Raw genomic sequence first — 14,309 nt, 5'->3', positions numbered from 1 at the left:
ATCTGCCCGAGCGTCCGCCCTCAATGATACCGATCCGTGGCACGGCACGGTCGAGCTGCCAGTGCACCCGAGACGACCACGTCTGCAGAGACGACTGAGGGCCGCCCGAAACGAGTTCGGACGGCCCTCAGGGTCTGCGTCACCTCATCTGTACGCGGAGGAGGTCACATGGTGAGCAGCGCGGATCAGGCGTGGCGGTCGACCTGTCCCTCGACGTAGTCGGCGTCGATCTCGGCGTTCGACCACGAGAACAGCTTGCGCAGCCCCTTGCCGGTCGCCTCGATCGGGTGCTCCTGGCCCTCGGCGCGGAACTTCTTGAACTCCGGAGCGCCCGCCGCCTGGTCGGCCATGAAACGCTCGGCGAAGGCACCCGACTGAATGTCGGCGAGCACCTCTTTCATGTGCTCCTTGACGCTGGCGTCGATGACGCGCGGGCCTGACACGTAGTCGCCGTACTCGGCGGTGTCAGAGATCGACCAGCGCATCTTGGCGATGCCGCCCTCGTTGATCAGGTCGACGATGAGCTTCATCTCGTGGCAGACCTCGAAATACGCGATCTCGGGCTGGTAGCCGGCCTCGGTCAGGGTCTCGAAGCCGCTCTGGATGAGCTTCGACAGGCCGCCGCAGAGCACAGCCTGCTCGCCGAAGAGGTCAGACTCGGTCTCTTCTTTGAACGTGGTCTTGATGGCGCCTGCTCTGGTGCCGCCGATGCCCTTGCCGTAGGAGAGGGCGGTCTCGAAGGCCTTGCCCGACTCGTCGTTCTCGACGGCGACCAGGATCGGCACGCCACGACCTGCTTCGTACTCGCGACGCACGGTGTGTCCCGGGCCCTTCGGGGCGATCATGACGACGTCGACGCCCTTCGGCGCCTGAATGTAGCCGAAACGCACGTTGAAGCCGTGAGCGAAGAGCAGGGTCTTGCCCTCTGAGAGGTTCGGCTCGATCTCGTTCTTGTAGATGTCGGCCTGGTACTGGTCGGGAGCGAGCACGACGATGAGGTCGGCCCACTTGGTCGCCTCTGCGTTGTCGAGCACCTCGAAGCCGAGCTCCTCGACGCGAGAGCGCGTCTCTGAGCCCTCGCGCAGGGCGACCTTCACCTCGACGCCCGAGTCACGAAGGTTCAGCGCATGCGCGTGGCCCTGTGAGCCGAAGCCGATGACGGCGACTTTCTTGCCCTGGATGATGGTCAGATCGGCATCGTCGTCATAGAAGATCTCTGCTGCCATGGTGTTACTCCATTTCTGTTGTGTGGATGCGGTCGGAAGGTGAGTCTGTCGGGTCGCTGCCCGAGGGTGGCCGGGGTCAGCCACGGGTGACGCGGTCGGTCATCGACCGGGGGCCGCGCGAGATCGCAAGCAGGCCGGACTGCACCAGCTCGCGGATGCCGTACTGCTCGAGCAGTTTGAGCAGTGCGCGGTTCTTCGCGGCGTCGCCGGTCACCTCGACGACGACGGCGTCCTGGCTGACGTCGACGATGCGGGCGCGGAAGAGCTCGACGATCTCGACGATCTGCGAGCGGGTGCCGGGGTCGGCTTTGACCTTCACCAGCATGTGCTCGCGAAGCACCGAGGTCTCGTCTTCGAGCTCGACGATCTTGATCACGTTCACCAGCTTGTTCAGCTGCTTGGTCACCTGTTCGAGCGGCTGACGCTCGACGTTCACGACCACGGTCATGCGCGAGAACCCCTCGACCTCGCACTGCCCCACGGCGAGCGAGTCGATGTTGAACGCACGCCGGGCGAAGAGCCCCGCGACTCGGGTCAGCAGGCCGGGGGTGTCCTCGACCAGCATTGAGAGCACATGCTTGCTCATCAGATCACTCCTCGCCTTCGAATGCCGGTGACTCGTCTTTCGCATACTGGATGAAGTCGTTGCTGACTCCCTGCGGCACCATCGGCCACACCATGGCGTCGGCCGAGACCACGAAGTCGATCACCACGGGCCGGTCGTCGACCGACAGCGCCCACTCGATCGCCGCATCCACCTCGTCTTCGCTCTCGACGCGGCGCGCAGCACAGCCGTACGCCTCGGCGAGCTTGACGAAGTCGGGCACTCGTTCTGAGCCGTGACCGGTGTGCAGCTCGGTGTTCGAGAAGCGCTTGTCGTAGAACAGCGACTGCCACTGTTTGACCATGCCCAGCGACGAGTTGTTGATGATCGCCACCTTGATGGGGATGCCCTCGAGCACACAGGTCGCGAGCTCCTGGTTGGTCATCTGGAAGCAGCCGTCGCCGTCGATCGCCCAGACCACTCGGTCGGGCTGCGCCACCTTCGCACCCATCGCTGCGGGCACGCCGTAGCCCATGGTTCCGGCGCCGCCCGAGTTGAGGAACGAGTTCGGGCGCTCGTACTTGATGAACTGTGCGGCCCACATCTGGTGCTGGCCGACGCCCACGGCGTAGACGGCCTCTGGGCCGGTGAGCTCGCCGATGCGCTGAATGACGTGCTGCGGCGCGATCAGACCGTCGGTGGGCTGGGTGAAGCCGAGCGGATAGTCTTCGCGCAGCTTGTTGAGATGCTCCCACCAATGTGTGAGATCGGGGGTGTGCTCAGAGGTTTCTGCCTCGTACTCGGGCACGAGCTGGTCGAGCACCTGACGCAGATCGCCGACGATCGGCACATCGGCGTGCCTGATCTTCGAGATCTCGGCCGGGTCGATGTCGACGTGCACGACCTTGGCCAGCGGCGCGAAGGTCTTGGCGTTGCCCGTGACGCGGTCGTCGAAGCGAGCACCGAGGCTGACGATGAGGTCGGCCTGCTGCAGGGCGAGCACAGCAGGCACGGTGCCGTGCATGCCGGGCATGCCGAGGTTCTGCGGGTGCGAGTCGGGAAACGCACCGCGGGCCATCAGCGTGGTCACGACCGGCGCATGGGAGGCCTCTGCGAGCGCTGTGAGTTCGGCGGATGCTCCGCTGCGGATGACGCCGCCGCCGACGTAGAGCACGGGACGCTGGGCGTTCGCGAGCAGCTGTGCCGCTGCCTGCACCTGGCGGCCGTGCGGCTGCGTCGCCGGGTGGTAGCCGGGCAGGGTGATCTGCGGCGGCCAGCTGAAGTCGGCGAGCCCCTGCTGGGCGTCTTTGCTGATGTCGACGAGCACCGGACCAGGGCGACCTGTGCTGGCGATCTCATAGGCCGCAGCGAGCGCCGGTGCGACCTCGTCTGCGCTGCGCACGAGGAAGGCGTGCTTGGTGATGGGCATCGTGATGCCGACGATGTCGGCCTCTTGGAACGCGTCGGTGCCGATCAGCGCCGAGAAGACCTGACCAGTGATCGCGATCATCGGCACGGAATCCATATAGGCGTCGCCGATCGCAGTCACCAGGTTGGTGGCACCGGGCCCTGAGGTCGCCAGACACACGCCGACCGTCTGACCGGCCGTTGCGTACCCTTCGGCCGCATGCCCGGCGCCCTGCTCATGACGCACGAGGTAGTGCCGCAGCCCCTTGGCATCCATCAGCGGGTCGTAGGTCGGCAGAATGGCGCCGCCGGGCAGCCCGAACACGTCGGTGACACCGAGCTTCTTCAGCGAGGCGATGAGAATCTCCGCCCCGGTGAGATCGCGCTCTTGCACGGTGGGTGTCGGTTTCGGTGTGGGAGCCATGCCTGTCATTCCTCGATCATGATTCGTTGGTTGTCGCCATCGTGCGGCAAGTCAGAAGAAGAACCCGAGTTCATCGGGAAGGGGACGCAGGGGCGAGCTGCGCGATGAGCCTGCGAGCGTATCGTCTCTGCGGTGCACCCCTGTTCAGAGCGTCTGCCATGGTTCGGCGACGCGATCTGTCTCAGCGGCCGATCAGATGGGTTGCATCGATCAGGCCTGCGACATTCAACGCTAGCACACGCAGTGGGGTCGTTCGCACCGCGACGGTCACCGGGCAAGGGCGAGATACCGTCGTCGCCGCGAGGCCATGGTGAGCAGCACGCCCGCAAGCGCCCGAGGGCCCGCCACGGTGAACTCGGCAGCTGTTCGCCCCTCGCCCACGTGGACGCCGACGTCGCCGTCGTGCAGCACGCGGAACACGTCTTCGTCGGTGCGGTCGTCGCCAGCGTAGAAGACGACGGTTGCGCCGGTGTGCGCGCGCAGCTGCTCGATCGCGTCGCCTTTGTTCGTCTCGCGCAGCGAGAACTCGAGCACGTCATGGCCGGTGAGCACACGTGCGACGGGAAGCTCTGCGGCGACTCGCTCACGGGCCAGCCGCTGCAGTCGTTCGGCTTCTGCACGGCCGACGCTGCGGGTGTGCAGCACCGCGCCGACTGGCTTGTGCTCGACCCAGGCGCCGTGCACGCCTGTCACCAGATCTTCGAGCGTCGAACTCAGGCGGCTCACGTCGCGGATCGTCCCGGTGCTGAGCGGGCTGGGATCGGGCACGCCGCTGTCGAGCTGGATCTGCGCCCCGTGTGACCCCACCAGGAGCATGCCCGGAGGGGCGTCGCTGACCGCACGCAGCGACTCGAGAGCGCGCCCCGAGACGTACGCGACATCGGTATGCGGCAGCTGCCAGAGCTGGATGACGGCGAGATGCGAGTCAGCCAGTGACCGGGAGTCTGCCGGATTGTCGGTGAAGGGCGCGACCGTGCCGTCGAAGTCCAGAGCGATCAGCAGTCTCTCAGTCTGGGTGATGCGCTGCAGAGCGGCGTCGAGTTCGGGCGTCATGCGCGAGTCTCCGGCGTTGCGTCTTCAGGCGCTTCCTCACTCTGCGCACGATTCTCAGCGCTGACCTCGCGCAGCCGAGCCAGGAAGGCATCCGACCAGCGCTCGACGTTGTCTTCGCGCACGTGCCGCCGCATGATGCGCATGCGCCGGGCCACCTCTGCCTCGGGCATCTGCATCGCATCCACGATGGCCTGTTTGAGCCCGTCGATGTCATGGGGGTTGATCAGCAGAGCAGTCTTCAGCTCGTCGCTGGCGCCGGCGAACTCGCTGAGCACCAGCACGGCGTCGTTGTCGACGTGCGTCGCCACGAACTCTTTGGCGACCAGATTCATGCCGTCACGCAGGGCCGTGACCAGCAGGATGTCTGCGGCGAGGTAGAACGCCGCCATCTCACGTCGCGGAAAGCTGCGGTGCAGATACTGGATCGCGGGCCGGCCGATGGTGCTGTGGTCGCCGTTGATGCGGGCGACCGACAGCTCGATGTCATCGCGCAGGCGCTTGTAGGTCTCGACGCGTTCGCGACTCGGCACGGCGATCTGGATCAGCGTGGTGTCTTCGACGTCGACGCGCCCTTCGTCGAGCAGCTCGCCGTAGGCCTTGAGCCGATGACGGATGCCCTTCGTATAGTCGAGTCGGTCGATGCCGAGCAGCACACGATGAGGATCGCCCAGGTCTCGGCGGATCTGCCGCGCGCGCTCCTGCACCTCGGGATCTTCGCCGAGCTGTTCGAACTCGTCGGCGTCGATCGAGATCGGGTAGTCGTGAAAGGCCGCGACATGCCCGCTGCCGCCGTCGAGCTCGGCCGGAACGTCGATCTGGCCGCGCCGAACCGTGATGCCCAGCAGCGTGCGCACGGCACGGGCGAAGTTGCGCGCGTCTTCGCTGCGCTGAAAGCCGATCAGGTCTGCGCCGAGCAGCCCCTCAAGAATCTGGCGACGCCAGGGCAGCTGGGCGAAGAGACCGTAGGACGGGAACGGAATGTGGTTGAAGAACCCGATGCTCAGATCTGGCCGGATGCGACGCAGAATGCGCGGCACCAGCTGCAGCTGGTAGTCCTGCACCCACACCGTCGCCCCAGAGCTCGCGATGTCGGCCACGCGAGCGGCAAAGCGCTCGTTGACCGATTTGTAGGAGTCCCACCACACCCGATGGTAGAGCGGCGGCGCGATCACATCGTGATAGAGCGGCCAGAGCGTCGCATTCGAGAAGCCCTCGTAATAGCTTTCGAGTTCCGTCTCGCTAAGACTGACCGGGTAGACGTGGAACGACCCGCCGCGCGATCCCCCCTCGGCGACGAACGGCTCGAACTCTTCGTCCGGCACGCCGGGCCAGCCGACCCAGGCTCCGTTCGAGAGCTCCATGACCGGTTCGAGTGCGGTGACCAGACCGCCCGGCGAGCGCCGCCATCCCGGATTTCCGTCAGAGTCGACGGTGCGGTCGACCGGCAGTCGGTTCGAGACGACGATCAGGTCGAATTTCTCCGCGGGTGTGCTCATGCCGTCTCCCTCGCGTCAGTTGCCTTCATGGTAGCTCACCCAGTCATCCGACCGGTTCGGCACCGAGGTAGACCTCGGCCAGGTCGTCGACGAGCTGATCGGTTCCTGCCTGGTATCCGCTCTGGTTCGGATGCGTTCCGTCACCGCGGTACCGGGTCACCCATCTGCCCTCGTCGTCGCGCGCCGAACGCCAAGGGTCGACCACGCTCCAGCCGCGATCTCCGGCGAGATCTCTCAGCTGGTCGTTGAAGTCGAGGGCGGCCTGGGGCGAAGCATTCGACGGTGGGATCATGGCCACCGAGACCCGGTCCAGATGCACAGCGTCGACGATGCGACCGATCGAGACGCTGCTGTCGTCAAAGACCGTCTTGGCGGCGACGTCGTTCGTGCCCGCCATGATGAGCAGGGCATCGGCACCGCTGACCGGCTTCGCGGAGCGCGCCATGTCGGCGGTCGTCGCACCGACCTTCGACCAGCCGCCCAAGAACTGCAGTGCGCCGAGGTCGACTGTGTCGTGCCAGTCGCCGTTGACGTTCGCCCCGGTCAGCTGGCCGACGACGCCCACACTGAGGGAGTCGCCCACCACGGCCAGATGCACGGTGTCGCTCGGAGAGTAGCCACCGAAGGTGCGCAGCGGCAGATTGCGAAAGTGACCAGGCTCGACGCCGTCAGCGCTGCACCCGGCGAGTGTGAGCATCCCCGTTGCCAGTGCCGCGCTCAGGAACGCACGTCTGCTCGGGTCGCTGGTCACGGCACCAGCCTAACCGCGTTGCAGAGCCGAGACCGCATCGGCGGCCACGGCAGGTCAGTCGCGTGTGCGACGCGACGCGCGCACCTTCCACACCACGAATGCGACGATCACCACCAGCACCACGGCGATGACGACCCACTGGAACGCCCCGACGTACTCTTCGACGAGGCCGTAGTTCTCGCCGAGCGCATAGCCTGCGAGAACGAGCACCGTGTTCCAGATCAGCGAGCCGAATGCGGTCAGCGGAATGAACACGATCAGACGCATGCGCTCGATGCCCGCCGGAATCGAGATCAGGCTGCGAAAGATCGGCACCAGCCGCCCGAAGAAGACCGTCATGCGGCCGTGTCTCACGAACCACTGCTCAGTGCGCTCGATGTCGCTGACGCTGATCAGCGGCACTTTGGCGGCGAGACGGATGAAGCGTTCGCGCCCGAGCCATGCTCCCAGAGCGTAGAGGGCGATCGCACCGACGACCGAGCCCACCGTGGCCCAGACGATCACGGCCACGAGGTTCAGCGACCCCTGCGACGCGGCGAAGCCTGCCAAGGGCAGGATGGCCTCGCTGGGGATCGGAGGAAAGAGGTTCTCGGCGGCCACCAGGACGGCGACGCCGAACGCCCCGAGTGCGTCCATGATCGTGGTGATGAATCCGGCGAAGGCCCCCAGCTCTGGGGTTGAGTCTGCGGCAGCGAACAGCATGGTGCACCATCTCTCGTTGTCGAACGCGACTTCGGCGGGCCGATGTCGGAGCACGCTGCTCGACGACACTCGGTCGCGCGGGTTCGGCTCGGCGACGATGCGCGGCGGTACCCGGTGACGAAAAAACCCGGAGACACGAGGTCTCCGGGTTCCCCTTGTGCGCCCCCTGGGACTTGAACCCAGAACCCGCTGATTAAGAGTCAGCTGCTCTGCCAATTGAGCTAGAGGCGCATGTTGTGCTCGCTTGAGCCAAGAGAAGACATTAGCACAGTGCGCATGCATGTCACAACTCAGCTGACAGTGTCTAGAATCGCTCGCATGAGCACCGCACAGAACCACCCCGAACGCCTGCAGGCCGGCACACCGACACCCGACTTCACGCTGCCCGACGCCGACGGCCGCCCCGTCTCACTGCACGACCTGCGTGGGCACAAAGTCATCGTGTACTTCTACCCTGCCGCCGAGACTCCCGGCTGCACCAAAGAGGCCTGCGACTTCCGCGACAGCATCGCGTCGCTGCAGGCCGCGGGCTACACGGTTCTGGGGGTCTCGAAAGACGCCCCGTCCAAACTGCAGCGCTTTCGAGAGCACCACGATCTGCCGTTCGCACTGCTCAGCGACCCCGATCTGACAGTGCACAGGGCCTATGGCGCCTATGGCGTCAAGAAGCTCTACGGCAAAGAGGTCACCGGTGTGATTCGCTCGACCTTCGTGATCGACGAGACCGGTGAGCTGACCCTGGCCCGCTACAACGTGCGCGCGACCGGGCATGTCGCCTCACTGCGCAAGGCGCTGAAGCTCGACGCCTGACCGAGCGCCGGCGGATGCCGCGCGTGCGCCGCGAGGTCAGCGCTCGGTGCGCTGCTGGCTGGCCTGGACGACCGGCTTCGTGAACAGCAGGATTACTGTGACGATGGCGGGGGCGAGCAGGAAGGCGAACGCGCGCACGCTCGAACCCTCTCCACCCAGACTGCCCGCAGCGAAGGCCGCCAGTACGAGCTGCACGAAGACGCCTGCGGATCGGGCCCATCCGCGCCCCTTGAGCAGGGAGCGACCGGCGCTCAAGATCCAGAGCCCTGCGCCCAAACAGATCACGATCAGTGCGATCGCCGAGACCGGAGACTCCGCCTTGGCGACGAAGAGCTCGATCAGCAGCCACACTGCCAAGACCAATGCCGCCGCGCCCTCGAGCATCATCAGCACGCTCGCGAGTCGAAGCTGCCACGGATGCCTGCCGTCAGCCATGAGCGTGTTCTCCTGATTCTTCGTCCACACGGACGATTCGCGGTGAAGAGCCTAGCGCAGAGCACCCGATTTCGTCGGGGCAGAACCCTTGCGCTCGAAACGATGCTATGCCAAGATTCAGATGCACTCATGACGGTATCGCTTACAGCGACACGTCATCTCTGCAAGGAATTCGAACAAGGAGTGGTATGGACTGGCGCGATCACGCAGCGTGTCTGGCAGCCGACCCGGAGCTGTTCTTCCCCGTGGGGAACACCGGGCCAGCAGTAGACCAGATCGAGAAGGCCAAAGTGGTCTGCTCCGATTGCGAGGTCACTGACGAGTGCCTGCACTATGCGATGGAGACCGGGCAGGACGCCGGCGTCTGGGGCGGGCTGAGCGAAGACGAGCGCCGGGCACTGAAGCGCCGCGCAGCGCGTGCACGCCGCGCCAGCTGACCTCGGCAGAGCTGAGAAGACTCATGAGAGCCGAGCCCTTTGGGGCTCGGCTCTCATTCTGTCTGTCGACGGGTGCCGTCCCCTGACGCCACGGATGCCTGTCAGCCGTGGCTGCGCAGCGAGCGCACCGGAATGGTGATGGTCACCTCGGTGCCACTGCCCGTCAGCGTGTGCCAGTCGATCGCGCCCGAGAGCTCACCCTCGATCAGCGTGCGCACGATCTGAGTGCCGAGGCCTGAACCCACCTTGCCTTCGGGCAGCCCCCCGCCATCGTCGCCGACGATGATGCGCAGCTCCTGCTCGTCGCGATCGGCCTTGACCCAGACCTGACCGTCGGCGCCGTTGAGCCCGTGTTCGACCGCGTTCGTCACCAGCTCGGTGAGCGCCAGTGCCAGCGGCGTGGCCGAGGCCGAGGGCAGCTCGCCGAAGCTGCCGCTGAACGTCGGATACACTTTGCCGGTGTCGACCGAGGCCACCTCGGTGATCAGACGCAGCACGCGTTCGAACACCTCGTCGAAGTCGACCGACTGCGACAGCCCCTCAGAGAGCGTGTCATGCACCACGGCGATGGCCTCGACGCGCCGCATGGCCTTGAGCAGCGCAGCCCGGGCCTCCTCAGTCTGAGTGCGTCGCGACTGAATGCGCAGCAGCGACGAGACCGTCTGCAGGTTGTTCTTGACGCGGTGATGGATCTCGCGGATCGTCGCATCCTTGGTGAGTAGCTCCTGCTCCTGGCGACGCACCTCAGAGACGTCTCGGCAGAGCACGATCGCCCCGATGCGGTGGTGGTTGCGACGCAGCGGAATGGCTCGCAGCGTGATCGTAGCGCCATTGCCTTCGACGTCGGCCCGCCACGACGCCTTGCCGCTCGTCACCACAGGCAGACTCTCGTCGGCGATGCTCTCGCCGGTGACCAGCGTCACCGTCACATCTGAGAGATTGCGCCCCTCGATCTCGCCGTCGAACCCCAGACGGTTATAGGCCGAGATGGCGTTGGGGCTCGCGAAGAGCACCTCTCCGACGCGATCGAGACGAATGAGACCGTCGCTCACCCGTGGAGCGCCGCGACGCGGGCCGGTCGGTGCCGAGAGATCGGGAAAGTCACCGACGGCGATCATATCGAGCAGATCACTGGCACAGCCGAGAAAGACCAGATCCTGCCGACTCGGTGTGCGAGACTCTGCCACGTTCGTATGTCTGGTCACCACGGCGATCGGCGCGGTCGTCTCGATGTGGTCGCCCTCTTTGCGAATCGCCCGGCGCACCGGCACCGCGCGCAGACGGGTCGGCGAATGCTGAGTCCAGTCGGGGTTCTTCGAGACGTGTCCGACGCCCTGCACATAGGTCTGATCGATCAGCGACGCCCACTCCTCGCGAGCTCGATGCCCGATGAGATCATGGGCGAAGGCCGTGGGCGACCCGCTCGGCCGAGCGTGAGCGACCGCCTCGTACTGACCGTCGTTGGTGGGCAGCCAGAGAATGAGATCGGCGAGCGCCATGTCGGCGATCATCTGCCAGTCGCCGATCAGCGAATGCAACCAGTCGAGGTCTTCGGCGACCAGTCCGGGGTTCTTCTCGGCGAATTCAGAGAGTATCGACACCTTGTCAGTGTACCGGCCCTGTGCGACGACGGCGCCCCGACTCCACGTCGGCTCTCCACAGATCTCTCCACAGCATCCGCCGCCTCAACGGCACCCGACTTTTAGTCTGAGACCACGTCAGATCGGTCGTCTGCAGATCGCCGGCTGGCGCAGTTAGAGATCACGATCAAAGGGGAACACCATGTCAGAGCAGACGTCATATCCACCGAACCGCAGCAGTCAGACGACCTTCGAGCGCCGTCTGATCCAGCTCTTCGTCGCCGCCCAAGAGGTGGATGCCGGCGCGCGCCCGGCGGAGCATCTCACGAGGTGGGTGTCTGCCGACGTGCTCATGAAGATCCGGGTTCGGTCAGAGCTCGCTCAGCAGAGGCACCGCCTCAGGCGAGTACGACCGACACGGCCTGACGTGCGCGTGCTGCGCACACTGGTTCGCCCGACCTACGACCTGGCCCGTGTCGACTGCGTCGTGGTGTTCACCAAAGACGGTGCACGCACCCAGGTCGCGACCGTGGTCTTCGCCCGGAGTCGGGAGCGCTGGATGGTCGAAGAGCTCGCCGTGCTGTAGCCCGTCTGGGAAGACGAGTCAGGCCGGTCTCCCAGGTGGGACGACCGGCCTGACTGCTCCATCGGCGACGTATGCGCCCGCGACGGCTATTTCTGCTTGTTGGCGCGCCGCTGGGCGCGATTGGCGGCCGGTGCAGGCTTGCCTTCGCCGCCGTCGCTCTCGGCGCCGTCTTCGTCAGCCGCAGAGTAGCTGTACTGCGCAGGCTTGTCGGTGCGATCGAGCCCCTTCGCCTCGACCTGCACGTCGGGAATGCCGTCGCCGTCGATGTCTTTGTGCTCGATCTGCACATCGAGGTTGAACAGGAACCCGATCGACTCCTCTTTGATGCCGCCCATCATCTGGTTGAACATCGTGAAGCCCTCGCGCTGGTACTCGACCAGCGGATCGCGCTGCGCCATCGACCGCAGGCCGATTCCCTCTTTGAGGTAGTCCATCTCGTAGAGGTGATCGCGCCACTTGCGATCGAGCACCGAGAGCACGACGCGGCGTTCGAGCTCGCGCATGGCCTCTTCGCCGAGCTGCTGCTCGCGCTTCTCGTAGGCGATGCGGGCATCTGAGAGCAGCTGCTCTTTCAGCATCGACACGGTGACTCGACCAAGGTCGCCACCGGCCTCTTCGATCACCTCGTCACGGGTGACCGACACGGGGAAGACGCCCTTGAGGTCACGCCAGAGTCCGTCGAGATCCCACTGAGCCGCCGACCCCGAGGTCACGTGGTCGTCGACGATCGCCTCGACGCTGTCGGTGAGGAAGCCCTGCACCTGTTCGGCGAGGTCGGCCCCATCGAGGATGCGCCGACGGTCGGCGTAGATCGCGTTGCGCTGGCGGTTCATCACGTCGTCGTACTTCAGCACGTTCTTGCGAATCTCGGTGTTGCGCGCCTCGACCTGCCCCTGGGCGTTCTCGACCGCACGCGAGACCATCTTCGACTCGATCGGCGTCTCGTCTTCTGGCGAGGTGCGAGCCATCAGCGCCTCGGCCGCCGACGAGTTGAACAGCCGCATCAGATCGTCTTCGAGTGACAGGTAGAAGCGCGACTCGCCAGGGTCTCCCTGACGGCCGGAACGACCGCGCAGCTGATTGTCGATGCGGCGTGACTCGTGCCGCTCGGTGCCGAGCACGTACAGACCGCCGGCCTCGATGACCTTCTCGGCTTCGTCGTGCACACGCTGTCTGACGTCGGCGAAGGCGGTGTCCCAGGCCTCTTCGTACTCTTCTGGGGTCTCGGTCGGCGAGAGCCCGCGGCTGGCCAGCTCAGACACCGCCAGGAACTCGGCGTTGCCGCCGAGCATGATGTCGGTACCACGACCGGCCATGTTCGTGGCCACCGTGACCGACCCGAGGCGACCGGCCTGAGCCACGATCGCGGCCTCACGCGAGTGGTTCTTGGCGTTCAGCACTTCGTGCTTGACCCCGCGCTTGGCAAGCAGACGCGAGAGGTACTCGCTCTTCTCGACGCTCGTGGTGCCGACCAGCACCGGCTGGCCGGACTCATGCCGATCGACGATGTCGTCGACGACCGCGTGGAACTTAGCTTCGGCCGTGCGGAAGATGAAGTCGGCCTGATCTTTGCGGATCATGGGCCTGTTCGTGGGAATCGGCACGACGCCGAGCTCGTAGGTGCTCGAGAACTCCGCCGCTTCGGTCATGGCGGTACCGGTCATGCCGGCGAGTTTGTCATACGAGCGGAAGTAGTTCTGCAGCGTGATCGTGGCGAGGGTCTGGTTCTCGGCCTTGACCTCGACGCCCTCTTTGGCCTCGATCGACTGATGGATGCCCTCGTTGTAGCGACGCCCCTGCATGATTCGGCCCGTATGCTCATCGACGATCAGCACCTCGCCGTTGAGCACCACATAGTCTTTGTCGCGCTTGAAGAGCGCCTTGGCCTTGATGGCGTTGTTCAGGAACGAGATCAGCGGTGTGTTCGCCGACTCGTACAGGTTCTCGATGCCGAGGTAGTCTTCGACCTTCGAGATGCCGGACTCGAGCACGCCGATGGTGCGCTTCTTCTCGTCGACCTCGTAGTCAGTGCCCTCTCTGAGGCGACGGGCGACCTTGGCGAACTCGCCGAACCACCGGTTGGCGTCGCCGTCACCGGGACCCGAGATGATCAGCGGGGTACGCGCCTCGTCGATCAGGATCGAGTCGACCTCGTCGACGATGGCGAAGAAGCGCTCGCGCTGCACCAGGTCGCTCTTCTGCCAGGCCATGTTGTCACGCAGGTAGTCGAAGCCGAACTCGTTGTTCGTGCCGTAGGTGATGTCGGCGGCGTACTGCTCGCGGCGCTGCTGCGGAGTCTGCCCGGCGACGATGCAGCCGGTGGTCATGCCCAGCGCACGGAACACGCGGCCCATCAGATCGCTCTGGTACTTGGCCAGGAAGTCGTTGACGGTGACGACGTGCACGCCTTTGCCCGCGATCGCGTTCAGGTAGGCCGGCAGCGTCGCGACCAGGGTCTTGCCCTCACCGGTCTTCATCTCGGCGATGTTGCCCTGGTGCAGTGCCGCGCCGCCCATGATCTGCACGTCGAAGTGACGCATGCCCAACGTGCGGTCGGCGGCCTCGCGCACGGCGGCGAATGCCTCGGGCAGCAGATCGTCGAGCGTCTCGCCGCTGTCATAGCGGTCACGCAGACGCTGCGTCTCTTCGTGAAGCTCGTCATCGCTGAGCTCTTTGTAGTCGTCGCCCAGCGCGTTGACCTGGCTGACCACCCGCTTCAGTCGTTTGAGGATGCGCCCCTCACCGATGCGCAGGATGTTGTCGACGATTCCAGCCACGTGTCCACTCTCTCTCAGGTCTCGTGCAGGCCTCAGCACACTGTCAGTCGCTGCCGCAGGGCGCACACCGAACCATTCTAC

13 protein-coding genes and 1 tRNA gene are annotated in these 14,309 nt (G+C 65.4%); 3 read left to right on the top strand and 11 right to left on the bottom strand.

Features of this window, described 5'->3' with window-relative positions; genetic code table 11:
• Positions 1-185: 185 nt before the first annotated feature.
• The 8 genes from ilvC to F8O06_RS03260 form a co-directional block, all read right to left on the bottom strand.
• Positions 186-1,226, bottom strand: a complete 1,041-nt coding sequence (gene ilvC / locus F8O06_RS03295; protein WP_158031961.1) for a ketol-acid reductoisomerase — start codon at positions 1,224-1,226, stop codon at positions 186-188.
• A 76-nt stretch (positions 1,227-1,302) separates the two neighbouring features.
• Complete coding sequence (gene ilvN, locus F8O06_RS03290) at positions 1,303-1,812, bottom strand: acetolactate synthase small subunit (RefSeq protein ID WP_158031962.1); 510 nt, start codon at positions 1,810-1,812, stop codon at positions 1,303-1,305.
• A 4-nt stretch (positions 1,813-1,816) separates the two neighbouring features.
• A complete protein-coding gene (locus tag F8O06_RS03285; RefSeq protein ID WP_158037417.1) occupies positions 1,817-3,610 on the bottom strand; it encodes an acetolactate synthase large subunit in 1,794 nt (597 codons plus the stop codon).
• Positions 3,611-3,868: 258 nt separating this feature from the next.
• A complete protein-coding gene (gene otsB, locus F8O06_RS03280; RefSeq protein WP_158037416.1) occupies positions 3,869-4,654 on the bottom strand; it encodes a trehalose-phosphatase in 786 nt (261 codons plus the stop codon).
• Positions 4,651-6,150, bottom strand: a complete 1,500-nt coding sequence (locus tag F8O06_RS03275; RefSeq protein WP_158037415.1) for an alpha,alpha-trehalose-phosphate synthase (UDP-forming) — start codon at positions 6,148-6,150, stop codon at positions 4,651-4,653. Before F8O06_RS03275 ends, otsB begins: the two co-directional genes overlap by 4 nt.
• 43 nt (positions 6,151-6,193) lie before the next feature.
• Complete coding sequence (locus tag F8O06_RS03270) at positions 6,194-6,901, bottom strand: SGNH/GDSL hydrolase family protein (protein WP_158037414.1); 708 nt, start codon at positions 6,899-6,901, stop codon at positions 6,194-6,196.
• A 54-nt stretch (positions 6,902-6,955) separates the two neighbouring features.
• Positions 6,956-7,603 (bottom strand): DedA family protein, encoded by a 648-nt coding sequence (locus F8O06_RS03265; protein WP_158037413.1) that lies wholly within the window; start codon positions 7,601-7,603, stop codon positions 6,956-6,958.
• 158 nt (positions 7,604-7,761) lie between these two features.
• A tRNA-Lys gene (locus F8O06_RS03260) sits at positions 7,762-7,834 on the bottom strand.
• 87 nt (positions 7,835-7,921) lie between these two features.
• Here F8O06_RS03260 and bcp point away from each other — a divergent pair.
• On the top strand, positions 7,922-8,413 hold the full coding sequence (gene bcp, locus F8O06_RS03255; RefSeq protein ID WP_158037412.1) for a thioredoxin-dependent thiol peroxidase: 492 nt from the start codon (positions 7,922-7,924) through the stop codon (positions 8,411-8,413).
• A gap of 36 nt (positions 8,414-8,449) precedes the next feature.
• Here the strand turns inward: bcp and F8O06_RS03250 are convergent, their stop codons facing one another.
• Positions 8,450-8,848 carry a hypothetical protein gene (locus F8O06_RS03250; protein ID WP_158037411.1) on the bottom strand — a complete coding sequence of 133 codons (399 nt, stop codon included), beginning with the start codon at positions 8,846-8,848 and terminating at the stop codon, positions 8,450-8,452.
• A 188-nt stretch (positions 8,849-9,036) separates the two neighbouring features.
• Here F8O06_RS03250 and F8O06_RS03245 point away from each other — a divergent pair, with 188 nt between their 5' ends.
• Positions 9,037-9,285, top strand: coding sequence for a WhiB family transcriptional regulator (locus F8O06_RS03245; RefSeq protein ID WP_158031970.1), 249 nt, complete (start codon positions 9,037-9,039; stop codon positions 9,283-9,285).
• Positions 9,286-9,386: 101 nt separating this feature from the next.
• Here F8O06_RS03245 and F8O06_RS03240 read toward each other — a convergent pair whose 3' ends face one another.
• The gene (locus tag F8O06_RS03240; RefSeq protein ID WP_158031971.1) at positions 9,387-10,886 is read right to left on the bottom strand and encodes a sensor histidine kinase; all 1,500 of its coding nucleotides are present in this window, start codon (positions 10,884-10,886) and stop codon (positions 9,387-9,389) included.
• 181 nt (positions 10,887-11,067) lie between these two features.
• Between F8O06_RS03240 and F8O06_RS03235 the strand changes: the two genes are divergently transcribed.
• The gene (locus F8O06_RS03235) at positions 11,068-11,451 is read left to right on the top strand and encodes an Rv3235 family protein (protein ID WP_158037410.1); all 384 of its coding nucleotides are present in this window, start codon (positions 11,068-11,070) and stop codon (positions 11,449-11,451) included.
• Between the two features lie 86 nt (positions 11,452-11,537).
• On the opposite strand, the gene secA is transcribed toward F8O06_RS03235, so the two are convergent.
• On the bottom strand, positions 11,538-14,228 hold the full coding sequence (gene secA, locus F8O06_RS03230) for a preprotein translocase subunit SecA (protein WP_158037409.1): 2,691 nt from the start codon (positions 14,226-14,228) through the stop codon (positions 11,538-11,540).
• Positions 14,229-14,309 lie beyond the last annotated feature (81 nt).

It is taken from the genome of Pseudoclavibacter sp. CFCC 14310 (assembly GCF_008831165.1).
Classification (GTDB): Bacteria; Actinomycetota; Actinomycetes; order Actinomycetales; family Microbacteriaceae; genus Pseudoclavibacter_A.
This window is presented reverse-complemented; position numbering and strand designations above follow the sequence as displayed.